This window comes from Magnetospirillum sp. LM-5 (assembly GCF_902729445.1).
In the GTDB taxonomy this organism is placed as follows: domain Bacteria; phylum Pseudomonadota; class Alphaproteobacteria; order Rhodospirillales; family Magnetospirillaceae; genus Magnetospirillum.
Genome location: NZ_CACVCE010000023.1, coordinates 160,451 through 183,453, shown reverse-complemented (window position 1 = coordinate 183,453; position 23,003 = coordinate 160,451). Strand labels below are relative to the sequence as shown.

Here is a 23,003-nt window from a genome sequence, read left to right as displayed (position 1 = left end):
CGAAACCACCGCCGCCCGCATGGCCGAGGCCCGCGCGGCGATCGGCCGCGTCATCTTCGGCCAGGATCGAGTCATCGACGAGACACTTATCACGCTGCTGGCGGGGGGTCACGCCCTGTTGATCGGCGTACCCGGCCTGGCCAAGACCCGGCTGGTGCAGACGTTGGGGATCACCCTGGGATTGACCGACAAGCGGGTGCAGTTCACCCCCGATCTGATGCCGGCCGACATCCTGGGGTCCGAGGTGCTGGAGCAGGCGGCCGGCGGGGCGCGGGCGTTCCGCTTCCTGAAGGGGCCGGTCTTCTGCCAGCTTCTGATGGCCGACGAGATCAACCGCGCCAGCCCGCGCACCCAATCGGCGCTGCTGCAGGCGATGCAGGAAGGCCGCGTCTCGGTGGCCGGCCATTACCACGATTTGCCCAAGCCGTTCCACGTCGTCGCCACCCAGAACCCGCTGGAGCAGGAAGGCACCTATCCGCTGCCCGAGGCGCAGTTGGATCGTTTCCTGCTGCAGATCGATGTCGGCTATCCCGACCTTGCGGCCGAGCGCCACATGCTGGTCGCCACCACCGGCCCGGCCGAAGCGCCGCCGCAGGCGGTGCTGACCGCCGCCGAATTGGTGGCGGCGCAAGAATTGGTGCGCCGTCTGCCGGTCGGCGAAAGCGTGGTCGAGGCGATCCTGACCCTGGTCCGCGCCGGCCGGCCCGAGACCTCGCCCCTGGACGAGGTGCGCCGTCACGTCGCCTGGGGCCCCGGCCCGCGCGCGGCGCAAGCGCTGATGCTGGCCGCCCGCGCCCGCGCCCTGCTGGACGGCAGGCCGTCGCCGTCGGTCGATGACGTCGTCGCCCTGGCCCCGCCGGTGCTGCGCCATCGCATGGCGGTGGGCTTCGCCGCCCGCGCCGACGGCATCACGGTCGGTCACATCATCGCCCGCCTGATCGAGACCATCGGGTGACCACCGAGGGCGCCGCCCGGCAATTGGCCGCCCGGCTGCCGCCCTTGCTGGTGGCGGCCGAGCGGGTGGCCGCCGCCGTGACCGGCGGCGCGCACGGGCGACGCCGGGCCGGACCGGGCGAATCCTTCTGGCAGTTCCGCCACGCCCAGACCGGCGACCCGGCCTCGGCCATCGACTGGCGGCAATCGGCGCGCGGCCAGGACCTGTTCGTGCGCCAGACCGAGTGGGCCGCCGCCCAGACGGTCTGGCTGTGGTGCGACGGCACCGCCTCGATGGAGTGGCGCTCTGATCCGAACCTGCCGACCAAGGCCGAACGCGCCCTGGTGCTGACCCTGGCCTTGGCCGCCTGTCTGCTGCGCGGCGGCGAACGGGTGGCCGCCGCCGGCTGGCTGGCGGCCGGCCACGGGCCGCAGACCCTGTCGCGCCTGGCCGCCGCGCTGGCGGCAACGCCCGCGCCGCCCGCCGAACCGCCGCCGAAGGGCGTCGAGATGGTGCTGGTGTCGGATTTCCTTGAGCCGCTGGACATGATCGCCGCCCGGGTCCGCGCCTGGGCCGGCGGCCGGGCCGGCGGCCATCTGCTGCAGGTGCTGGACCCGGCCGAGGAAACCCTGCCGTTCGACGGCCGCATCCGCTTCACCGACCCGGAAGGCGGCGCCCAGTTCCTGGCCCGGCGTGCGCAGGACCTGCGCGACGGCTACCAGCAGCGGATGACCGCCCACCGCGACGGATTGGTGGCCATCGCCCGCGCCGCCGGCTGGAGCTTTTCCTGCCACCATAGCGACCAGCCGCCACAGACCGCCCTGCTGGCCCTTTACCGCCGGCTGGCGTCGCCGCGAAACGGCCTGCCATGCTAGAGCTGGGCGCCATCGGCTTCACCGCGCCGTGGGCCTTGGGGGCGCTGGCCCTGGCCCCGATCCTGTGGCTGCTGCTGCGCCTGCTGCCGCCCGCACCCCGGCACCAATCCTTCCCGCCGCTGGTCCTGCTGGCCGCACTGGGCTCGGCCGAAGACAGCACGGCGCGCACGCCGTGGTGGATGCTGGCGCTGCGCCTGCTGGCGGTGATCTTGCTGGTCGCCGCCGCCGCCGGGCCGGTGGCCCATCCACGCGCGCACCACGCCAACTCGCCGCTGGTGCTGGTGATCGACGACGGCTGGGCGGCGGCCGCCGACTGGCGCGACCGCCAGGCCTTCGCCCAATCGGTCCTGCGTCACGCCGACCGCCTGGGCCGGCCGGTTCGCCTGGTCGCCACCGCGCCGCCATTCCTGTCCGACGACTGGCTGACCGCCACCGAGGCGCTGGCTCGGCTGGCCGCGCTGGAGCCCAAGCCGTGGCCGACGGGGCGGTCCGAGGTGCGAAAGGCGGTGGCGGCCTGGCCGCGCGACACGGTCACCGAAGTCGTCTGGCTGACCGACGGGCTGGAGGACGGCGCCGGCCAAGAGCTGATGCGGGAATTGCAAACCCTGGGCGGCGGCGTCGAGCTGGTGTTCGGCCGCGCCGCCTTGCTGCTGTCCCCGCCCGAGGAATCGGGCGCCGCCGACCGCCTGACCGCCCGGCTGGTCCGCGCCCAGGCCCCGCCCGAGCCCGAGCGCATCGCCGTCCGGGCCTCGGATCCGGCCGGGCGGGTGCTGGCCCGCGCCGAGACCGAATTGCCGGCCGGCCGCACCGAAGCCAGAATCGAGATCCGCCTGCCGGCCGACCTGAGAAACCAGGTGGTCCGGCTGGATATCGATGGGATGATGGGCGCCGGCACCTCCGCCTTGCTGGACGAGCGCTGGCGCCGTCGCCCGGTCGGACTGGCGGCGCTGGACGAGGCGGCGGTACCGCTGCTGGCGCCGCTTTATTACCTGGACCGCGCCCTGGCGCCGTTCGCCGACCTGCATCACGGCGAGGTCGGCAGCCTGATGGATCGCGGCGTGGCGATGCTGGTGCTGGCCGACCTGCCGCCGCCCTCGGCCAGCATGACCCGCCGGCTGACCGAATGGGTCGAGGCCGGCGGCGTGCTGGTCCGCTTCGCCGGCCCCGAGACCGCGCGCGCCATCTCCGGCCGCACGACCCCCGATCCGCTGGCCCCGGTGGCCTTGCGCACTGGCGGCCGCAGCCTGGGCGGCGCCATGAGCTGGACCAACCCGCAAGGCCTGGCCGCCTTCCCCGATCACGGCCCCTTCGCGGGCTTGACCGCCGATCCCGACATCCGCGTCGCCTCGCAGGTCCTGGCCGAGCCGGTGCCCGACCTGGCGGAACGGACCTGGGCCAGCCTGACCGACGGCACGCCGCTGGTGACCGGACGACGACAGGGCAAGGGCTGGCTGGTGCTGATCCACACCACCGCCAACGCCGAATGGAGCAACCTGCCGCTGTCGGGCCTGTTCGTCGAGATGACCCGCCGGCTGACCCAATTGTCCACCGGCCTGGTGGCCGACCGGCCGGCCGGGCCGGCCATGCCCATCGAGACGCTGGACGGCTTCGGCCGATTGACCCCGCCCGGCCCGCTGGTGGTGGCCCGGCCCGAGGGCGCGCCGGTCGGCCCGCGCCACCCGCCCGGTTTCTACGGGTCCGGCCCCTGGCGCCAGGCGGTCAATCTGGCGCCGCTGATCGGCCCCTTGCGTCCGCTGGCGGCGGTGCCCGGGGTGAAATCCACCGCGCTGTCCGGCCAAAAGCCCGGCGAGCGCGACCTGCGCGGGCCGCTGCTGCTGGCCGCCGGCCTGCTGGTCCTGCTCGACCTGATGGTGTCGTTGGGTCTGCGCGGCCTGCTGACCCGCGCGGCACTGGCGGCCTTGGCCCTGACCGCCGCCGCCCTGCCGGCCCATGCCGCCGACCCCGCCCCGCCCGAGGCGGCGCTGTCGACCCGGCTGGCCTGGGTGCGCACCCATGACGGCGAGACCGACCGCAAAAGTGCCGCCGGCCTGAAGGCCTTGTCCAAGCTGGTCGGCCAACGCTCGACCGCGCGGCTGGCCGCACCGGTCGGCATCGATCTCGAAGCCGATCCGGTCCACCTTTACCCGTTGATCTATTGGCCGGTGGGGGTGGCGCAAAAGCCGCCCTCGCCGGCGGCCATCGCCCGCCTGACCGCCTATCTGCGGGCCGGCGGCATGATCGTGCTGGACAGTGCCGGCGACGGAGCCAATGCCGGCGGCGAGGCCGACAGCGCCCGCGCGCTTACCGCCGATCTGGCCCTGCCGGGCCTGGTGCCGGTCGGGCCGGACCATGTGCTGACCCGCTCGTTCTATCTGCTGCGCGAATTGCCCGGGCGGTGGAACGGGCCGGCCTGGGCCGCCGATCCCCGCGCCGGCGGCCAGGACGGCGTGTCGCCGGTGGTGGCCGGGGCCAACGACTGGGCCGGCGCCTGGGCCACCGACGAGCGCGACCGCCCGCTTTACGCCTGCGTCCCCGGCGGCGAGCGCCAGCGCGAGATGGCGCTGCGCTTCGGCGTCAATCTGGTGATGTACGCCCTGACCGGCAATTACAAGGCCGACCAGGTCCACCTGCCGGCGATCCTGGAAAGGCTGGGCCGATGAACGCCAGCCTGCATTTCGCCCCGCTGCTGGACTGGTCGGACCTGGCGATGCTGGCCCTGGCCTTCCTGGCCGCCGCCGCCTTCGCCTTGGCGCGGCGCGCCCGCGGGGCGTGGTGGCGGCTGGCCCTGTTCGCCGTGCTGACCGCCGCCCTGGCCGGCCCGCGCCTGACGGTGGCCGAGCGCCAATCCCTGCCCGACATCGCCCTGGTGCTGGTGGACGACAGCCCGTCCAACCGCATCGACGGTCGGGCCGAACGTAGCGAATCAGCCCTGGCTGCGGTGCGCGAGCGCCTGGCCCGCCTGCCCAACCTTGAGGTCCGGGTCGAGCGGGTGGCCGGCACCGACCAGGGCACCCGCCTGTTCGAGGCCGCCGACCGCGCCCTGGCCGATATCGGGCGGCGCCGGCTGGCCGGCATCGTCGCCATCACCGACGGCCGCATCCACGATGCCAGCCCCCCACCCCGCCCGGATGCGCCCCGCCTGGACGCGCCCCTGCACGTCCTGCTGACCGGCACCGCCACCGAGCGCGACCGCCGCCTGACCATCGTCCGCCAACCCGGCTTCGCCCTGGTCGGCAAAAGCGCGCCGATCACGCTGCGCATCGACGATCCCGGCCAATCGGCCCCGGTGCGGCTGACGGTCGCCATCGACGGCACGCCGCTGATCGATGCGCCCCAGCCGGTCAATCGCGACCTGCACGTGGACATCCCCATCCGCCATGGCGGCGCCAACCTGGTCGAGTTGACCGCCCAGCCGGCCGCAGGCGAGCTGTCCGACGCCAACAATCGCCAACTGGTCTCGGTGTCGGGGGTGCGCGACCGGCTGAAGGTGCTGCTGGTCTCGGGCGAGCCCCATGCCGGCGAGCGGGCCTGGCGCAACCTGCTGAAGGCCGACCCCTCGGTCGATCTGGTCCATTTCACTATCCTGCGCCCGCCGGAAAAGGATGATCTGACGCCGATCCGCGAGTTGTCGCTGATCACCTTCCCGGTCCGCGAATTGTTCGAGGAGAAGCTGCCCGACTTCGATCTGGTGGTGTTCGATCGCTATCGCGGCCGCGGCATCCTGACTGGCGGCTATTACCAGGCGCTGGCCGACTATGTCCGCAAGGGCGGCGCACTTCTGGTGTCGGTCGGGCCGGAATTCGCCGAACCGGGCGCGCTTTCGGAATCCTCGCTGGGCGCGGTGCTGCCGGCCGCCCCCACCGGCCAGGTCATCGAAAAAAGCTTCCGCCCGCGCCTGGCCGAGATCGGGCGGCGCCACCCGGTCAGCGGCCCGCTGGCGGCGACGGAAGCCGGCTGGGGGCCGTGGGTGCGCCAGATCGCGGTGGGGCCCAGCGCGGGGCAAACGGTGCTGACCGGCACCGACGGCCGGCCGCTCTTGGTGTTGAACCGGGTAGGCGACGGCCGCGTCGGCCTGTTGCTGTCCGACACCGCCTGGCTGTGGGCGCGGGGTCACGAGGGCGGCGGCCCGCACGACGAATTGCTGCGCCGGCTGGCCCATTGGCTGATGCAGGAGCCCGAACTGGAGGAAGAGGCGCTGGCCGCCGAGATCCGCGCCGGCCGGCTCGAGGTGACCCGGCGCACCCTGGCCGACCAGGCCGGCCCGATCACCGTCACCCGCCCCGACGGCAGCAGCGCCGACCATCCGCTGACCGCCGGAACCGACGGCGCGTTCCACGCCAGCCTGGCGGCCGATCAGCCTGGCTTGTGGCGGGTCAGCGACGGCCCCTTCCGCACCGTGGCGGCGCATGGCGGGGCCAACCCGCTGGAAATGGGCGAACTGACCGCCACCACGGCCATCCTGGCCCCGATCGCGGCGGCCAGCCGCGGCTCGATCACCCAGCTCGCCAAGGACGGCATTCCCGACATCCGCCGCGTCACCGGCGGCGGCGCGACCGCCGGAAATGGCTGGATCGGCGTGGTCGCCCGCGACGAGTTCGTCGTCACCGGCGCTCGCGATGTTCCCCTTTTCACACCCTTGCTGCTTTTGATCCTATCGCTCGCCACGATCCTGGCCGCCTGGTGGCGGGAAGGCAGGTGACATCAAGCTTTTCGAATTAACCGATCGTTTGGAGTCATTACCTATAGATTAACGCACACCGCCTGAGTACACTCGCCGTCGCCGTACCAGAGAATCCAACATCCGCGACACGGCAGGGGGAAGATACCAAGGTGGTGGACAGGAAACTGGGCCTCATCGCGAGGGGTAAAAACTCCAAGATCGCAAAACGCCTGGCAGCACAGATTCTGCCCGAGTGGCAGGTCTTCGTGCGTCGCCCGGATGGCAGCGCCGAACACTTCACCGTGACTCGCAAGCGCCAGCTGATGCTGGTGGCCAGCGTCGCCGCCCTGGCCTTCTGGGCCGGCACCGCCACCACTTTGCTGACCCGCCAGCCCGACGAGTTGGCCGCCAAGGAACGCACGCTGGAAGAGATGATGGCGTCGTACCGCGCCGCCCAGCACCGCCTGAACTCGGCCGAGCGGCTGGTCGGCGACATCGCCCGCGAGGTCGATACCGTCCACACCAACCTGAAGACGCTGGCGGAATCCAACGACGCCTTGGCCAAGGACCGCCCGGGCAAGGGCGCGCCGGCTTTGGCGCGTGGCCGCGTGGTGCCGGAACCGGCCTATGACGAGAAGGGCCAGCCCGGCGCCAACGAGGCCGGCGCCGTGCGCGACCAGGTGCGCGAGCTGGAAGCCTCGCTCGAGCGGCTGCGCAACACCTCGGTCAAGGCCATCGAAAAGACCTCGGACGCCGCCGGCTCGCGCATCGCCGAGACCGAGAAGCAGATTTCCAAGCTGGGACTGGACCCGGCCCGCGTGCTGTCGCAGGCCAAGCGTTCGCCCGGTCTGGGCGGCCCGTTCATCCCGGCCCCCGCCGGCGCGGTGGAAGATGTCAGCATGGGCGCGCTGGTCGAGCGGATGGCCCAATGGAAGGGTGTGAAGGCGACGCTGCAGCGCCTGCCGCTGGCCGAGCCGATCCGCGGCGGCTATGAATTCAACAGCGGCTTCGGCACCCGCAACGATCCGCTGAACAATCGCAGCGGCATCCATGAAGGCGTCGATCTGGGTGCGCCGATCGGCACGCCGGTCTATGCCGCCGGCGACGGAATCATCACCCTGGCCGAACCATGGGACCGCTACGGCAACACCGTCGAGATCGACCATGGCAACGGCATTTCCAGCCGCTACGCCCATCTGTCGCGCATCAAGGTCAAGGACGGCCAGAAGGTGACGCGCTCGACGGTCATTGGCTTGGTGGGCAATTCCGGGCGTTCCACCGGCGCGCATCTGCACTATGAAGTGCGCGTCAACAATGCTCCCAAGGACCCGGTCAAATTCATCTCGGCAGGTCGCGATGTTCCGAAAGCTCGCTAAGGTCAACCCCATGGGCGGCGGTCACGCCAAAACGGCGGTCCCGCTGTCGGTGATCGGTCCCGACGTCCGCATCGTCGGCGACATCTTCACCCAGGGCGAGATGCAGATCGACGGGCAGGTCGAGGGCGACATCGCCTGTCAGAATCTGGTGGTCGGCGAAGGCGCCCGCATTTCCGGCGAAGTGACCGCCGAGACCGTGCATGTGCACGGCGAACTGCGCGGCAAGATCACCGCCACCACCATCTCGATCGCCCATTCGGCCAAGGTGATCGGCGACATCACCCATTCCAGCCTGGAGATCGAAGCCGGCGCCGAGGTCGAAGGCCATTTCGCCCGCAAGAATGCTGGAAGCCCGGCCCAGGCCGCCGCCCCCGAGGCTCCGAAGAAGAGCAACGGCGCCGCCCTGCCGGCCCCCGCCGCCCCGGTGGCGCAAGCCGCGGCGATCGAGGCGGCAACCGACGAGCCGGCACCCGCCACCATCAACTGATCGCCGGCCGAGCGAACCGACAGCAAAAAGCCGCACCCGATAGGGCGCGGCTTTTTTGATGAATGGCGGAGAGGGTGGGATTCGAACCCACGGTGAGCTTACACCCACACCGGTTTTCGAGACCGGCCCATTCGACCGCTCTGGCACCTCTCCGCATGAAAGATGAACCCCGGTCGGTGGGGAGGCGCGGAACTTAGCGCAAGTGCGCGCGCTCCGCAACCCCCGACTCGCCGGGTTTTGACGGAAATCTCGACGATTATTTCGCCGAGATCACCATCACCATCTGGCGGCCTTCCATCTTCGGGATCTGTTCGATCTTGCCGATGTCTTCCAGGTCGTCGCGCACCCGCTCCAGCACCTTCATACCCAGGTCCTGGTGGGCCAGTTCGCGACCGCGGAAGCGCAGCGTCACCTTGACCTTGTCGCCTTCCTCGAGGAACTTGCGCATGGCCCTGACCTTGACGCCGTAATCATTGTCGTCGATGGCGGGGCGCAGCTTGACTTCCTTGACCTCGATGACCTTCTGCTTCTTCTTCGCCTCGTTCTTCTTCTTCTGGGCTTCGTACTTGAACTTTCCGAAATCCAGAATTTTGCAAACGGGCGGGTCAGCGTTCGGTGACACCTCGACAAGGTCCAGTCCCGCTTCCTCGGCCATCAACAGGCCTTCGCGCAAGGACACGACTCCGATCATTTCCCCTTCGGCGCCGACCAAACGAATGGTGCGGACATCGATCTCTCGGTTGACGCGCGGCCCGTCGTTCTTGGGCGGCGTCTGCATTGGCGGCCTGGCTATGTAACCATCTCCATCGGTTCGAACTCAGATACAAGGGGTGGTCTGCCGTGTCACCCCCACGGCCAACCCCTCAAACTTCAAGGGAAAGCGCGCCCCGGGTCTCAGCCCGGAAGCGCGGCATCCGACACAAGTGTAGCAACTGCTTGGTCCAACGCAATGATTTCTTGGGCTTGGGAGCCCAGGCGACGGATCGCCACCGTGCGTTCCTCGGCCTCGCGACGGCCGACCACCAGCAGCATCGGCACCTTCTGGCCCGAATGTTCGGCCACCTTCTTGTTGATCTTTTCGTTGCGCAGGTCGATCTCGGCGCGGATTCCCTGGGCTCGCAGGGCATCGACCACCTGATGGGCGTAATCGTCGGCGTCCGACACGATGGTCGCCACCACCACCTGGGTAGGCGCCAGCCACATCGGGAAGCGGCCGGCATAATTCTCGATCAGGATGCCGAGGAAGCGCTCGAACGAGCCCAGGATGGCCCGGTGCAGCATGACCGGACGCTTCTTCGAGCCGTCCTCGGCGGTGTAATGGGCGTCCAGACGCTCGGGCAGGACGAAGTCCACCTGCAACGTGCCGCACTGCCAGTCGCGGCCGATGGCGTCGCGCAGCACGAATTCCAGCTTGGGACCGTAGAAGGCGCCTTCGCCGGGATTCAGCGTGGTTTCCAGCCCGGCCGCCTTGGAAGCCTCGAGCAGCGCGCCTTCGGCCTTGTCCCAGATGGCATCCTCGCCGGCCCGCTTTTCCGGCCGGTCCGAGAATTTGACCCGGACGTCGGTGAAGCCGAAATCCTTGTAGACCGACTTCAAAAGCTCGCAGAAGGCGATGGTTTCCGAGGTGATCTGGTCCTCGGTGCAGAAGATGTGGGCGTCGTCCTGGGTGAAGGCGCGCACCCGCATGATGCCGTGCAGAGCGCCCGACGGTTCGTAGCGGTGGCACGAACCGAACTCGGCCATGCGCAACGGCAGGTCGCGATAGCTCTTGATGCCGTGGCGATAGATCTGGACGTGGCAGGGGCAGTTCATCGGCTTGATGGCCAGCTCCAGCTCTTCCTCGCCCGAGGTGGCGACGAACATCGAGGCGCGGAACTTCTCCCAGTGACCCGAGGCCTCCCACAGCTTGCGATCGACCAGTTGCGGCGTCTTGACCTCGACATAGCCGGTGGCTTCCAGGCGGCGGCGCATATAGGTCTCCACCGTCCGCCACAGCGCCCAGCCCTTGGGGTGCCAGAACACCGAGCCGACCGCTTCCTCTTGCAGGTGGAACAGGTCCATCTCGCGGCCCAGCCGGCGATGGTCGCGCTTTTCGGCTTCCTCCAGCATGTGCAGGTAGGAATCCAGGTCCTTCTTGTCGAACCAGGCGGTGCCGTAGATGCGCTGCAGCATCTCGTTTCGGGAATCGCCGCGCCAATAGGCGCCGGCCAGCTTCATCAGCTTGAAGGCCTTGCCCAGCTTGGCGGTACTGGGCAGATGCGGCCCGCGGCACAGATCGATGAAGGCGCCCTGGCGGTAAAGGCCGATGGGCTGGTCGGCCGGGATGGCGGCGATCAGCTCGGCCTTGTAATGCTCGCCCAGTCCCTGGAAGAAGGCGACCGCCTTGTCGCGTTCCCATTCCTCGCGGGTGATGGCCTCGTCGCGATCGACGATCTCCTTCATCTTGGCCTCGATCTTCTCCAGATCCTCGGGCGTGAAGGGGGTGGCGCGGGCGAAGTCGTAATAGAAGCCGTTCTCGATCGACGGGCCGATGGTGACCTGGGTCTCGGGATAGAGCTCCTTGACCGCCTCGGCCATGACGTGGGCGGCATCGTGGCGCAGCAATTCCAGCGCGTCGGGGTCCTTGGGCGTCACGATGGCCAATTGGCAATCGGCGGTCAGGGTCGTCGCCAGATCCTTCATCACGCCATCGACGCGGATGGCCAGCGCAGCCTTGGCCAGGCCGGCGCCGATGCTTTGCGCGACCTCCAGCCCGGTCACCGGACCGGGGAACTGGCGGACATTGCCGTCGGGAAGGGTAATGGCGACCATGGAAAAACTCTCTTTGTGACGGGGTCAAGCGAAACAGGTGACAGTAAGGTGTTTGGATTTCAAGTCAAGGCCGCCGCAGGCGGATCAGGGTCGCCTCGGGCGGGCAATTGAAGCGCACCGGAGCAATCCCCGCGCCCACGCCGCGCGAGGTGTAGCCCTGCAAATCGCCCAATTGCCAGGCGCCACTGGCCAGATCGGTATGGCTGCGCAGGGCGTGGAACACCAGACGGCCGCCCGGCAGGCAGATCTGACCGCCATGGGTATGGCCGCACAAATAAAGCCGGTAGCCCAGTTCGGCGGCCAAGCCGGCGATCTCGGGCGTATGGACCAGGGCGATGCGGAAACCGTCGCGATAGGCGGCCAGCGCGTGCTCGGCCGCCGGGGTGAAGAAGGCGTGAATGTCGTCCAGCCCGACCAGATGGATCACCTGCCCATCCCGGCGCACCGCCATTCCTTCGTTCAACAGCACCCTGACGCCCGAACGCTCCAGCGGCTCGACCAGATCGGCCTGATCATGGTTTCCCAGCACCGCCACGATGCCATCCGTCGCCGTGATCGCCGCCAAGACCGGGGCAAGCACGTCGATTGCGGCGCAGGCGGCGGGACGCCCCATGGATTGAATGTCGCCGGTGATCACCGCCAGGTCGGGACGCAGGGAACGAATCAGGTCGGCGACCCTGGCCTCGCCCTGAGGCACCGATCCAACATGCAGGTCCGACAGATGCAAGATGGTGTAGCCGTCAAAGGCGTCGGGCAGATCGGCAAAGGTCAGGACCAGTTCTTCGACCCGGATCGCCTGAGCATTGGCCAATGCCCGCTTTCTCAACCCCACCCCCGCCACCACCGCTTTAAACAGGCGGTGGACGGAATCCTTCGCGGCAACGGGTAATCGCCGTTCACCACCCTGATGGGTCTGGATACTCTCTTGTTGCAGCCGCAACTCCAGCTCGTCCCTTCGCCGGCGCCAGGCCTGACGGTGAGAATCGCGCCCCTCGCTCACGACAGCAATTCCGTGACCTTGTGCTGGACATCGTCCACGGCAAGCCCGGCCAGATCAGGCACCCGCACCACCCGAACCGGTCCGCGCGGCGCGCATAAGTCGGGATCGCTGTCGGGGCCGAACAGCACCAGGCCCGGGCAGCCGGCGGCGGCGATCAGGTGCATCGGGCCGGTATCGTTGCCGACGGCAAGCCGGGCCTGGCGAGCCAAACCCAGGATGTCCTGGAAACTGGTCCGCCCGGTCAGGGCCACCGCCTGCGGACACGCGGCGACGACGGCGTCGATCTCGGCCTGCTCGTCCTTGGTGCCCAGCAGGACCGGCATGATGCCGCGCGCGGCCAGCCACGCCGCCAATTGGCCGAAATGCGCCGCCGGCCAGCGCTTGCCCGGCCGATGCCGCGCGCCCCCCGGGCACAACAGGGCGAACGGACGCGGCAGCCCGAAGCGGCCGATATCGGCATCGGCCCAGGCCAGGTCGGGGGCGACCATCGGGGCCAGGCCGGCCATGGCCAGTTGCTCGGCCTGACGGTCCAGGGTGTGCATGAAGTCGCGGCGGGGATTGGCGTGGGGCAGCGCACAGCCCTTGGCGATGCCCGACCACTGGACCCGCCCGCCCATCAGCCGGAAATACCAGCCCGAGCGATCCGAGGTCTGCAAGTCGTAGACCCGGTCGAAGCGGCCCTGGCGCAGCCTGTCCTTCAGTACCGCCACCTTGCCCCATTGCCACCATTTCGGCTTGTCGTCGATCCACACATGATCGAACCACGGGCTGGCCACGGCCAACTCGGCATAGGGCTTTGTGGTCAGCAAGGTGATCTCGGCATCGGGGTGGGCAGCGCGGATGGTGGCGAACGGACCGAAGGCCTGGACGAAATCGCCCAGGGCGGCGAGCTTGACGACCAGAACCCGCCGGATCACGCCATCTCCAGGGGAATCAACTCCTCCTGGCGGGCGACCGGGGCCTCGCCGGACAGGACCTCGCGATAGACCGCCAAAGTGCGGGCGCACATCGCTTCCTTGGTGAAGTTGGCCCGCACGAAACGCTGACCCAGATCGGCGATGGTGCCGCGCTCGGCCTCGTTCAGGGCCAGGAAGCGTCCCACCGCCTGGGCCAGGGCCGAAGCATCGCCGGGCGCGGCCAGCCAGCCGGTGCGGCCGTGGGCGACGATCTCGCGCGGGGCACCGTGATCGGTGGCGATCACCGGGCGCCCCATGGCCTGGGCCTCGATCACCACCCGGCCGAACGCTTCCGGGTCGGTCGAGGCCGACACCACCACGTCGGTCAGCATATAGGCGGCCGGCATGTCGTTGCATTCATCGACGATGTGGACGACGTCGGTCAGGCCGCGCTTCTTGACCAGATCGACCAGTTCCTGGCGATAGCTGGTCCGGCCCTGGTCGGACCCCACCAGCAGGCAGCGGATGTCGTGGCGGCCCAGTTCGGCCAAGGCTTCGATCAGCACCGCCTGGCCCTTCCAGCGGGTCAGCCGGCCGGGCAGCATGATCACCTGATAGCCATCGGGCAGACGCCAGCGATTGGCCAGTTGGATGATGCGTTCCTGGCTGACGCGGGCGGGGTCGAACTTGGCCAGATCGACGCCGCGATGGATGACGCGGATGCGCTCGGGCTCGAGCCCATAGACCCGGCGGGTATGCTCGGCGATGAATTCCGAGATGGCGATCACCCGCTCGCCCTTGGTCATCACCGCATTGTATTTCTGCTTCAGGCCGAACCAGCCCAGATTATAGGTGCCGTGGAAGGTGGTGACGAAATGGGTGTTGGTCCGCTGGGCGGCGCCATAGGCGCTCCAGGCCGGCGCGCGCGAGCGGGCATGCACCAGATCGACACCCTTATCCTCGATCAGGCGGATCAGGCGCTCGGTATTCTTGCGGATCACCAGCGGGTTCTTCGACGCCAGCGGCAACTCGACATGTTCGGCGCCGGCGCGGATCAGTTCGCGCACCATCGGCCCGCCGGTCGAGGCGACGATGGAACGCCAGCCGGACTCGGCCAGGGCGGCGGCGACATCGACGGTGCCGCGTTCGACGCCGCCGGTCACCAGCGCCGGCAGGACCTGCAGCACGGTGGGTTGACGTTCGCCGCCCACGGGGGCATCGATGGAGGAAGAATTCTCGCTGGTCATGAAAGGCAAGCACAATGGCTGACAAGGACATGGACGGGGTCCCCCCCATCGCGGCCGGGATATTAGCACGCGATTTCGGCGCGTCCATCGCCTACAAGCGTTTGTCGGGAAAAGGCCCGGGAATCGTCTTCCTGCACGGCTTTCATTCCGACATGGAAGGCACCAAGGCGCTGGCCCTGGAAGCGATGTGCCGGGCCCAGGGCCGGGCCTTCGTGCGCTTCGACCTGTTCGGCCACGGCATCAGTTCCGGCAAGGTGGAAGACGGCTCGATCAGCCGCTGGGCCGAGGACGCGGTGGCGGTGCTGGACCAATTGACCGAGGGACCGCAGGTGCTGGTGGGCTCCAGCCTGGGCGGCTGGCTGGCCCTGCTGGCGGCATTGCGCCGCCGCGATCGGGTTGCCGGCCTGGTCGGCGTTGCCGCCGCCCCCGACTTCACCGAGGATCTGATGTGGGCCGACTTCACCGACCAGCAGCGCCGCGACCTGCTGGAGCAAGGCTTCGTGACGCTGGAGAATTGCTATGAGCCCGAGAACCCCTGGATCGTGCCCCGCCTGCTGATCGAGGACGGCCGCAACAACCTTTTGCTGGTCGATCAGATCAACCTGTCCTGCCCGGTGCGGCTGATCCAGGGGCAGAAGGACGAAGACGTGCCGTGGCAGACCGCCTTGAAGATCGCCGACCGGCTGGAAAGCGCCGACGTCGAGGTGATCCTGGTCAAGGATGGCGACCACCGCCTGAGCCGCGATCACGACTTGGAGCGGCTGGTGGCGGTGGTGGAGCGGCTGGTGACGGCAATTTAACGATAGGCACAATCGCGGTTGAACAACCAATAGTCTTGATATAATCAAACATCGACACCCTGTGCGCCGGAGCGTTGCCGATGTTCGACAGCACCAAGACCAGCCTTCATGATCTGCTGACGCAAGCGGCCCGCGGCCACATCAAGCTTCCCGACTTCCAACGCGGCTGGGTCTGGGACGATTACGCCATCCGCAGCCTGATCGCCTCGGTTTCGCAATCATTTCCCGTCGGCGCGATCATGATGCTCCGGGCGGGCGGCGAGTTGACGTTCGGCACCCGTCAGTTGGAAGGCACGCCGAAGACGGCCAAGGACACCGAGACCTTGCTCTATCTTCTGGACGGACAGCAGCGCCTGACGTCGCTTTACCAAGCCCTGGTCAGCGACGATGTCATCGCCACCAAGAACGTCCAGAAGCAAGAGATCAAGCGCTGGTATTACATCGACATGGCTGTGGCGCTGGCTGGGGGTGACCGGGAAGACGCCATCATCGGCGTGCCGGAAGACCGCATCTCCCGATCGGCCTTTGGCCGCGACATTCTGCGCGACCTGTCCTGCGACGAGAAAGAGTACGCGGCGTGTATGTTCCCGCTGAACAAGGTTTTCAACGCCGACCAGTGGATGATGGGATTCTTCCGGCATTGGGGCCACGCGCCGGACAAGAGCGAGTTCTGGTTCGCCTTCGCCAACACCGTCTTGGCGGCCTTCAATGGCTATCACATGCCGGTCATTACCCTTGACGCCACCTCGTCTCGCGGTGCGATCTGCACCGTTTTCGAGAAGGTCAATTCCGGCGGCAAAAAGCTGGATTCGTTTGAATTGCTGACGGCCATCTACGCCGGCAGCGGGTTCAATCTACGCAGCGACTGGCTGGGCGGGCGCGACACGGACCGCGCGACCGGGGCCGAAGTGATCACCGAGGGACGCCTGGCCCGGCTGGGGGATTTTGACGTGCTGTCTGACTTGGGCAACACGAATTTCCTGCAGGCGATCTCGCTGCTGCACACCAGAAGTCGCCGCCTGAGCGACCTGCGAAGCGGCAAAAGCGAAACCGACGCGGCTTCGGTGTCGTGCCAGGGCCGCGCCATCCTGGCATTGCCGCTGGACGCCTATCGGACGTGGGCCGACCGGGTCGAGACGGGCTTCAAGCTGGCGGCCCGGTTCTTGCGCCGGCGCCACATCTATTGGGTAAAGGACGTTCCCTATCATACGCAATTGGTCCCCTTGGCGGCGATTCTGGCGCTGCTTGGCGAGCGATGGGAACAAGACGCCGTTCAGCGCAAGCTGGCCCAATGGTTCTGGTGCGGTGTTTTCGGCGAGTTCTACGGGTCGGCGGTGGAATCGCGATTTGCCAAGGACGTCATCGAGGTCCCGGCATGGATCGAGGGCGGGCCGGAACCCAGCGCGGTGCGGGACTTCCAATGCCGGATCGACCGCTTGGAAAGCCTGCGCTCCCGGTTGTCAGCCGCCTACAAGGGTGTCCATGCCCTGTTGATGCAGCAAGGCGCCCGGGACTTCCGCTCGGGCCAAGCCTTCGAGGAAGCGATCTATTTCGACGACAACGTCGACATCCACCACATTTTCCCCAAGGCCTGGTGTCAGACGAAGCGAATTCCCAAATCACTTTACGACAGTATCGTCAACAAGACGCCGATTTCCGCCCGAACCAACCGTATTCTGGGCGGATCGGCTCCGTCGGCCTATTGCCATCGCCTGGAAACCAGCGAGGCGGTCGCGCGAGAGCCGCTGGAGACGCATTTGCGGTCCCACGGGATCACGCCGACGCTCCTCCGGAGCGACGACTTTGATCGCTTTTTCGAGGATCGCCGAGAGAACCTGGCCGTGATGATCGAACGGGTCACCGGCAAAGAGGTCTATCGCGGCGTCGAGCGTGACGAGGAAGCCTTGGACGAAGCCGCCGAGTAAGCCCCCCCTACCCCTGGAACTGTTCCGCCAGGATCCGTTCTTCCAGATTGTGCTCGGGGTCGAACAGCAAGGTCAGGCTGACCGAACGGTCCTCGCGGATTTCCACCAGACGGACGTCGCGGGCCTCGGTATAGTCGGCCACCGCCGAGACCGGGCGCTTGTCGGGTTCCAGAACCTCGAAGGTGACGCGGGCATGGTGCGGCAGCAGCGCGCCCCTCCAGCGCCGGGGCCTGAAGGCCGAGATCGGGGTCAGCGCCATGATGCCGGCGCCGAGCGGCACGATCGGACCGTGCGCCGACAAATTATAGGCGGTCGAGCCGGCCGGACTGGCCACCAGCGCGCCGTCGCAGATCAGCTCGTCCAGCCGGACCTTGCCGTCGATGCGAATCTGCAGCTTGGCCGCCTGGCGGGTCTCGCGGAACAGCGACACCTCGTTGATGGCCAGGGCCTCGATTTGGGTGCCGTCGGCCAGGGTCGCCAGCATGCGCAAGGGGTGCAGTTCCACCGGCTGGGCGCGGTGCAGCCGTTCCGGCAGGCCGTGCTCGCGAAAGCCGTTCATCAGGAAGCCGACGGTGCCGCGATTCATCCCATAGATCGGCACGCCACGATGCAGCCAGCGGTGCAGCGTTTCCAGCATGAAGCCGTCGCCGCCCAGGGCCACGATCACGTCGGCCGTTTCGGGTGCCGCATGCTCGTAACGGTCTTCCAGCCGCCTCAGGGCGGCGCGGCCGGCCTCGGTGTCGGCGGCGACAAAGGCGATCTTGGCTTGGTGCATCGGAAGAACCGGGACAGTCGGAACCAAAACCAGTATAGCCGCTTGCCGAAATTGCGCGACCCCCGATCGGTCAGCCGCCGGTGACGCTCATGTGACGGGCCACTCCGGGCTTGGCATCCCGCTCGATGATGAAATCGTGGCCCTTGGGCTTGTGGGCGATGGCGTCGTCGATGGCCAAGGACAGCGACGCATCGGTCGGATCGGCCCGCAAGGGGGCGCGCAGATCGTGGGCGTCGTCCTGGCCCAGGCACATATACAGCGTGCCGGTGCAGGTCACCCGCACGCGGTTGCAGGATTCGCAGAAATTATGGGTCAGGGGCGTGATGAAGCCGACGCGGCGCCCGGTCTCGGCCACCGTGCAATATTCGGCCGGCCCGCCGGTGCGGTAGTCGGTGGCCTGCAGGGTCCAGCGGCTTTCCAGATGACGGCGCACGTCGGACAGCGGCAGATATTGCTCGGTGCGGTCGGAATGGATGTCACCCATCGGCATGGTCTCGATCAGGCACAGATCGAAGCCGTGGCTGCCGCACCATTCGACCAGCCGGTCGTATTCGTGGTCGTTGACGCCCTTCAGGGCCACACTGTTGATCTTGATGGAAAGACCCGCCGACTTGGCCGCCATGATCCCTTCCAGCACCTGGGCCATGCGCCCGCCCCTTGTGATGGCGGCGAAGCGATCGCCGTCCAGGGTGTCGAGCGAGACATTGATGCGGCGCATGCCGGCCTTGGCCAGGGTCTCGGCATACTTGCCGAGCTGGGTGCCGTTGGTGGTGAGCGTCAGCTCGTCCAGGCCGCCTTCGCCGATCAGCGAGCCCAGATTGACGATCAGGCTTTGCACATTGTGGCGCACCAAGGGCTCGCCGCCGGTCAGGCGGATCTTCTTCACTCCCTTGGCGACGAACACCCGGCACAGCCGCTCCATTTCCTCGAGCGACAACAGGTCGGCTTTGGGCAGGAAATGCATCTCTTCGGCCATGCAATAGACGCAGCGAAGATCGCAGCGGTCAGTGACCGAGACCCTGAGATAGGTCACCTTGCGACCGAACGGGTCCAGCATGACGGCAACTCCAATGAAACGCGCCGTTGCGCGGCAGGAACAATCCTAATATGGGTGAGGCAGTGAAAACGAGTCTTAAGCTTGGTCAAGACCGATGATCGATCCCCTGCAGGCCCCGCCGCTGATCGGCGCCATCGTCTATCCGCCCGACCGCCAGCCGGAAGCGCTGCAGGCGGCGTTCGCCCGTGCCTTGCAGGCGCGCGGCTTCACCATCGGCGGCATGATCCAGACCACCCGCTTCGGGGAAGACGGCCGCAAGACCGACATGGAGCTGACCGACGTCGCCACCGGCGAGATCTTGTCGATCCGCCAGAAGCTGGGAAGCGGCTCGCGTTCGTGCTCGCTGGACCCGGCCGGCCTGGCCGAGGCGTCGGCGCCGCTGCGCCGGGCCATCGAGGCGAAGGTCGACCTGCTGTTGGTCAACAAGTTTTCCAAGGCCGAACAGGCCGGCGACGGCCTGGCCGCCGAGATGCTGCTGGCCATGGAACAATGCGTGCCGCTGCTGACCGCCGTACCGGCCGCCCTGGTCGATGACTGGCACGCCTTCACCGGTGGCCGCGGCCGCTTGCTGGGCGCCGACATGGCCAGCCTGTGGCGCTGGTGGGGACCGACCCACCTGTATCGCGACCTGGTGGACAGCGTGGGTCCGGGCGATGCCAAGCGGGTGATCGTCGGGCTGAACTGGATCATGGTCGAAGGCCCCGACGGCATCGGGCTGGCCCAGACGCCGGAACGGACCGCCCCGGTCTGTCGCGGCGCCGCCGGCGGCTGGACCGGCCGGCCGCTGGCCGAGCTGGCGCAAGGAATGCTGGGCTGGGACCCGTTGGCGGCAGCGGTCGGCATCGCCGCGGCCAACGCCTTCACCAACCGCTTCGACCTGGCGGCCCTTGACGTCAACGGCCTGGACAGCCTGGGCGCCCCCGACCGCATGGTGGTGATTGGCGCCTTTCCCGGCTTGGCCGAACGGCTGCCGGGGGCTGTGGTCATCGACCGCCGGCCCGGCCCGGGCCAATATCCCGCCGAAGCCGCCGACTGGCTGCTGCCGCAGGCCGAAGCGGTGATCGTCACCGCCTCGGCCCTGGCCAACCGCACCCTGGCCCACCTTTTGCGCCTGGCCCCCTTCGCCCGCATCGCCCTGGTCGGCCCCGGCGCGCCGTTGTCGCCTCGCCTGTTCGAGTACGGAATCGGCGTCACCTCGGGGCTGGTCGCCACCGATCCCGACGGCCTGGCCCGGGCCGTCGCCGAAGGAGCCGGCGCGCGCGACCTCAAGCGATATTGCCGCCAGGCCACGCTGATCGGCCCGGAGGAGCGGCCGTGACCGACACCCCGGACGTCCTGATCACCTATTACCCCCTGACCAGCGACACCGTCGCCGAGATCGAGGCCCATCTGGGCAACCCGGTCGAGACATTGGTGGTCTCGAACATTCGCGGCCGCGGCACCCTGGACATCCTGCGCCAGGTGCGGGCCATGTCGTTCGACCGGGTGTTCCTGCCCTGCCCCAGCCGGGATTGGGTGCCGTTCCTGCCGATGTTGCGCCTGATCGCCCTGTTGCCCAGGTCGAACCGGGTCATCCTGCTCGGCCCCAATTTCGAGCAGACCCGGCTGGGCTGGCCCGGCGTCGTGCTTGCCGCCGTGAAACTGGGCTGGCACAGCGTCAGCGCCGGATTGGCGATGGCGCTATCGAGCGGCCGTTTGCGCAAACTGGCGGCCGCACCCCGTCAGTCCGTCACCATCGACGGCGACAGCGACGAGGTCTTGTACCTGAAGACCAACCTGTGGACCGGGGTCATGGCCGGCGGTTCGGTGTCGCACACCGCCGGCGTCATCCAGGGCCTTGACGAGAACGGCCTGCGGGTAACCTATGTCTCGCCGTCCGAGGCGCCGGAACTGGCCGGCATCCCGGCCTTGTCCATTCTTCGAGTGCCCTTGCCGTTCGGCTACACCTACCCGCGCGAGGTCAACAATTACCGCTACGACTCCCGGCTGAGGCGATGGATCAAGGATTACAACCGGCGCCGGCCCGCCTTCCTTTACCACCGCCTGTCGCTGGGCAGTTCGGCGGCGGTCAGCCTGGCGCGGCGCCTGGGTGTACCGCTGGTGCTGGAATATAACGGGTCCGAGATCTGGATCGCCGACCATTGGGGAGCGCGGCTGAAGAACCGCACGGTGGCGACCTTGAACGAGGAGGCCTGTCTGCGCCATGCCCACCTCATCGTCACCGTCTCGGAACCCCTGCGCGAGGAACTGATCGGCCGCGGCATCGAGCCCGAACGCATCCATGTCCAGCCCAACGGGTTCGACCCGAAGCGATTCGACCCCACCCGCTTCACCGCCGCCGACCGGGCCCAGGAAAGGCGGCGGCTGGGTATCCCCGTCGATGCGGTGGTCGCCACCTTCGTCGGCACATTCGGGCCGTGGCATGGTGCCGAGATTCTGGCCCAGGCTCTGATTCACTTATCCCGATCGCAACCGGAATGGCTGGAACAGTCTGGACTGCACCTGTTGTTCATCGGCGACGGCATGTCGCGCGCCGAGGTCGAGTCCCGCCTGCAACAGGCTGGCCTTGGCCATCTGTGCACCTTCTCGGGCCTGGTTCCGCCCCACCAGGCGCCGGCCATGCTGGCGGCGTCGGACATTTTCATCGCCCCGCACGTTCCCAATTCCGACGGAACCGAATTCTTCGGCTCGCCGACAAAATTGTTCGAATATATGGGCATGGGACGGCCCACCATCGCCAGCGCGCTGGGCCAGATCTCGGAAATGATGGCCGGCTCGCCGCCCGTCGCCCAGGCCGCCCAGGACGACCTTTTCCCCGATTCCGTCGGCATCTTGATCGAGCCGGCCAATGTCGATCAACTGGCCGCCGCCCTGGTCCACGCCGGCAGCCATCCGGAGTGGCGCGCCCGCGTCGGTGCCAACGCCCGCGCCCGCGCCCTGGCCAGCTTCACCTGGTCGCATCACGTCCAGGGCGTGCTCGACCGCCTGCGCCGGGACGTGCCAACCCGTTGCGCCCCGGTGTCGCCGCAACGCCATACCGTGCTGGTCAACGCGGTTCATGCCAAAAGCGGCGGCGGCATCACCTATCTCGCCAACATCCTGCCCCGGCTGGCGGCCCATCCCCAGCTGAAGATCGAGGTGGCGATCCAATCCGACCAGGAACGGCAATTCCGCGACATGGCCGCCGGCTTGACCCTTCACGTCCTGCCGTCGGTGTCGCGCCTGGCGACCGTCTATTGGCAGGAGCAGGTCGATATTCCCCGGCTGGCCGCCAGGATCGGCGCGACGGCGGTGTTCTCGCCGGCCAATTACGGACCGATCCGCGGCAAAGGCAACATCTTGCTGCTGCGCAACGCTTTCGAAGTGTCGGCGATGGACCGCCGGCTCGACAAGCGCCTTTACTGGCTGGCGGTCAAGCTGACCACCGAATGGTCGTTCCGAGCCTCCGAGCGGGCCATCGTGGTCTCGCGCCACGCCGCCGAGAACTTCCTGGAAACCTTCGGCATGGAAGGCGATTCCCGCCTGGACGTCATCCATCACGGGGTGTCGCCGCTGTTCTCGCCGCCCGCGACCGAAGGCCTCCGCGTCACCCACCGCCTGCTGGCGGTGTCGGACATCTATGTCCAGAAGAACTTCGAGACCTTGCTGAAGGCGGTGGCGATTCAGGCCCGCACCCGGCCGGACATCTCCCTGCAGATCGCCGGACGGCCGCTGGACGAAGGCTATTTCAGCCGGCTGAAGGCGATGGTGGTCGAATTGGGGATCGAAGATCACGTCACCTTCCTGGGCGGCAAGACCCAACCCGAGGTGGCCGAGCTTTACCGCCAGGCCCAAATCTTCGTCTTCCCGTCGCTGGTGGAAACCTTCGGCAATCCCCTGCTGGAGGCCATGGCCTCGGGGCTGCCGGTGGTGTGCTCGCGGGCCGCCGCCCTGCCCGAGGTCGCAGGCCCGGCGGCGCTTTACTCGACGCCCGGCGATCCAGTCGATATGGCCGCCACCATCGACCGTCTGCTGGACGATCCCCAATTGTGGCGGCAGCTGTCACAGGCCGGAATCGAGCGGGCCAGGGGCTTCACCTGGGATTCCTGCGCCGAGGCGACCGCCACCGTGCTGTTGGATGTGGCGAGGGCCTAAGCGACATGGCACGATGCGGCCCGATG

At 68.0% G+C, this 23,003-nt stretch carries 17 protein-coding genes and 1 tRNA gene; 10 read left to right on the top strand and 8 right to left on the bottom strand.

Annotated elements, in window-relative coordinates:
- Positions 1-19: 19 nt before the first annotated feature.
- The 6 genes from MTBLM5_RS10430 (at position 20) to MTBLM5_RS10405 (ending at position 8,332) form a co-directional block, all read left to right on the top strand.
- Positions 20-955: a MoxR family ATPase gene (locus tag MTBLM5_RS10430; RefSeq protein ID WP_173976132.1), complete on the top strand. Its 936-nt coding sequence runs from the start codon at positions 20-22 to the stop codon at positions 953-955.
- Entirely contained in the window at positions 952-1,809 is an 858-nt protein-coding gene (locus MTBLM5_RS10425) for a DUF58 domain-containing protein (RefSeq protein ID WP_173976052.1), read from the top strand. Before MTBLM5_RS10430 ends, MTBLM5_RS10425 begins: the two co-directional genes overlap by 4 nt.
- Complete coding sequence (locus tag MTBLM5_RS10420; protein ID WP_173976051.1) at positions 1,803-4,469, top strand: DUF4159 domain-containing protein; 2,667 nt, start codon at positions 1,803-1,805, stop codon at positions 4,467-4,469. The genes MTBLM5_RS10425 and MTBLM5_RS10420 overlap by 7 nt, the downstream gene beginning before the upstream one ends.
- Positions 4,466-6,508, top strand: a complete 2,043-nt coding sequence (locus tag MTBLM5_RS10415; RefSeq protein ID WP_173976050.1) for a hypothetical protein — start codon at positions 4,466-4,468, stop codon at positions 6,506-6,508. The genes MTBLM5_RS10420 and MTBLM5_RS10415 overlap by 4 nt, the downstream gene beginning before the upstream one ends.
- Positions 6,509-6,735: 227 nt before the next feature.
- Positions 6,736-7,845, top strand: coding sequence for a M23 family metallopeptidase (locus MTBLM5_RS10410; RefSeq protein WP_254430988.1), 1,110 nt, complete (start codon positions 6,736-6,738; stop codon positions 7,843-7,845).
- The gene (locus MTBLM5_RS10405; protein WP_254430987.1) at positions 7,826-8,332 is read left to right on the top strand and encodes a polymer-forming cytoskeletal protein; all 507 of its coding nucleotides are present in this window, start codon (positions 7,826-7,828) and stop codon (positions 8,330-8,332) included. Before MTBLM5_RS10410 ends, MTBLM5_RS10405 begins: the two co-directional genes overlap by 20 nt.
- Before the next feature lie 63 nt (positions 8,333-8,395).
- Here the strand turns inward: MTBLM5_RS10405 and MTBLM5_RS10400 are convergent.
- The 6 genes from MTBLM5_RS10400 to MTBLM5_RS10375 all read right to left on the bottom strand — a co-directional run bounded on the left by MTBLM5_RS10400 (position 8,396) and on the right by MTBLM5_RS10375 (position 14,286).
- A tRNA-Ser gene (locus tag MTBLM5_RS10400) sits at positions 8,396-8,485 on the bottom strand.
- Positions 8,486-8,588: 103 nt separating this feature from the next.
- Positions 8,589-9,110, bottom strand: a complete 522-nt coding sequence (infC, locus tag MTBLM5_RS10395; protein ID WP_068503915.1) for a translation initiation factor IF-3 — start codon at positions 9,108-9,110, stop codon at positions 8,589-8,591.
- 116 nt (positions 9,111-9,226) lie between these two features.
- Positions 9,227-11,143, bottom strand: a complete 1,917-nt coding sequence (gene thrS, locus MTBLM5_RS10390) for a threonine--tRNA ligase (protein WP_173976049.1) — start codon at positions 11,141-11,143, stop codon at positions 9,227-9,229.
- Positions 11,144-11,207: 64 nt separating this feature from the next.
- On the bottom strand, positions 11,208-12,143 hold the full coding sequence (locus MTBLM5_RS10385; RefSeq protein WP_173976048.1) for a metallophosphoesterase: 936 nt from the start codon (positions 12,141-12,143) through the stop codon (positions 11,208-11,210).
- Positions 12,140-13,060 carry a glycosyltransferase family 9 protein gene (locus MTBLM5_RS10380; RefSeq protein ID WP_371814009.1) on the bottom strand — a complete coding sequence of 307 codons (921 nt, stop codon included), beginning with the start codon at positions 13,058-13,060 and terminating at the stop codon, positions 12,140-12,142. The genes MTBLM5_RS10385 and MTBLM5_RS10380 overlap by 4 nt, the downstream gene beginning before the upstream one ends.
- Positions 13,057-14,286: a glycosyltransferase family 4 protein gene (locus MTBLM5_RS10375; protein WP_173976047.1), complete on the bottom strand. Its 1,230-nt coding sequence runs from the start codon at positions 14,284-14,286 to the stop codon at positions 13,057-13,059. Before MTBLM5_RS10375 ends, MTBLM5_RS10380 begins: the two co-directional genes overlap by 4 nt.
- Before the next feature lie 14 nt (positions 14,287-14,300).
- Here MTBLM5_RS10375 and MTBLM5_RS10370 point away from each other — a divergent pair, with 14 nt between their 5' ends.
- On the top strand, positions 14,301-15,086 hold the full coding sequence (locus tag MTBLM5_RS10370; RefSeq protein WP_254430986.1) for a carboxylesterase: 786 nt from the start codon (positions 14,301-14,303) through the stop codon (positions 15,084-15,086).
- A gap of 80 nt (positions 15,087-15,166) precedes the next feature.
- Complete coding sequence (locus tag MTBLM5_RS10365) at positions 15,167-17,011, top strand: DUF262 domain-containing protein (RefSeq protein WP_173976046.1); 1,845 nt, start codon at positions 15,167-15,169, stop codon at positions 17,009-17,011.
- 7 nt (positions 17,012-17,018) lie between these two features.
- Here the strand turns inward: MTBLM5_RS10365 and MTBLM5_RS10360 are convergent, their stop codons facing one another.
- Both MTBLM5_RS10360 and moaA read right to left on the bottom strand, forming a co-directional pair.
- Positions 17,019-17,786, bottom strand: coding sequence for an NAD kinase (locus MTBLM5_RS10360; RefSeq protein WP_173976045.1), 768 nt, complete (start codon positions 17,784-17,786; stop codon positions 17,019-17,021).
- A gap of 70 nt (positions 17,787-17,856) precedes the next feature.
- On the bottom strand, positions 17,857-18,843 hold the full coding sequence (gene moaA / locus MTBLM5_RS10355) for a GTP 3',8-cyclase MoaA (protein WP_173976044.1): 987 nt from the start codon (positions 18,841-18,843) through the stop codon (positions 17,857-17,859).
- Positions 18,844-18,937: 94 nt separating this feature from the next.
- On the opposite strand from moaA, the gene MTBLM5_RS10350 reads away from it, so the two are divergent.
- Together MTBLM5_RS10350 and MTBLM5_RS19130 are read left to right on the top strand one after the other, a co-directional pair.
- Positions 18,938-20,161: a DUF2478 domain-containing protein gene (locus tag MTBLM5_RS10350; RefSeq protein ID WP_173976043.1), complete on the top strand. Its 1,224-nt coding sequence runs from the start codon at positions 18,938-18,940 to the stop codon at positions 20,159-20,161.
- The gene (locus MTBLM5_RS19130; RefSeq protein ID WP_173976042.1) at positions 20,158-22,977 is read left to right on the top strand and encodes a glycosyltransferase; all 2,820 of its coding nucleotides are present in this window, start codon (positions 20,158-20,160) and stop codon (positions 22,975-22,977) included. Before MTBLM5_RS10350 ends, MTBLM5_RS19130 begins: the two co-directional genes overlap by 4 nt.
- Positions 22,978-23,003 lie beyond the last annotated feature (26 nt).

Excerpts from the sequence above, each read along its gene's own strand:
- MTBLM5_RS10430 (WP_173976132.1), top strand. The coding sequence starts at position 20 with ATGGCCGAGGCCCGCGCGGCGATCGGCCGCGTCATCTTCGGCCAGGAT.
- MTBLM5_RS10350 (WP_173976043.1), top strand. The coding sequence starts at position 18,938 with ATGATCGATCCCCTGCAGGCCCCGCCGCTGATCGGCGCCATCGTCTAT.
- MTBLM5_RS10375 (WP_173976047.1), bottom strand. The coding sequence starts at position 14,286 with ATGACCAGCGAGAATTCTTCCTCCATCGATGCCCCCGTGGGCGGCGAA.
- thrS (WP_173976049.1), bottom strand. The coding sequence starts at position 11,143 with ATGGTCGCCATTACCCTTCCCGACGGCAATGTCCGCCAGTTCCCCGGT.
- MTBLM5_RS10360 (WP_173976045.1), bottom strand. The coding sequence starts at position 17,786 with ATGCACCAAGCCAAGATCGCCTTTGTCGCCGCCGACACCGAGGCCGGC.
- infC (WP_068503915.1), bottom strand. The coding sequence starts at position 9,110 with ATGCAGACGCCGCCCAAGAACGACGGGCCGCGCGTCAACCGAGAGATC.
- MTBLM5_RS10415 (WP_173976050.1), top strand. The coding sequence starts at position 4,466 with ATGAACGCCAGCCTGCATTTCGCCCCGCTGCTGGACTGGTCGGACCTG.
- MTBLM5_RS10420 (WP_173976051.1), top strand. The coding sequence starts at position 1,803 with ATGCTAGAGCTGGGCGCCATCGGCTTCACCGCGCCGTGGGCCTTGGGG.
- MTBLM5_RS10370 (WP_254430986.1), top strand. The coding sequence starts at position 14,301 with ATGGCTGACAAGGACATGGACGGGGTCCCCCCCATCGCGGCCGGGATA.
- MTBLM5_RS10405 (WP_254430987.1), top strand. The coding sequence starts at position 7,826 with ATGTTCCGAAAGCTCGCTAAGGTCAACCCCATGGGCGGCGGTCACGCC.
- MTBLM5_RS10365 (WP_173976046.1), top strand. The coding sequence starts at position 15,167 with ATGTTCGACAGCACCAAGACCAGCCTTCATGATCTGCTGACGCAAGCG.
- moaA (WP_173976044.1), bottom strand. The coding sequence starts at position 18,843 with ATGCTGGACCCGTTCGGTCGCAAGGTGACCTATCTCAGGGTCTCGGTC.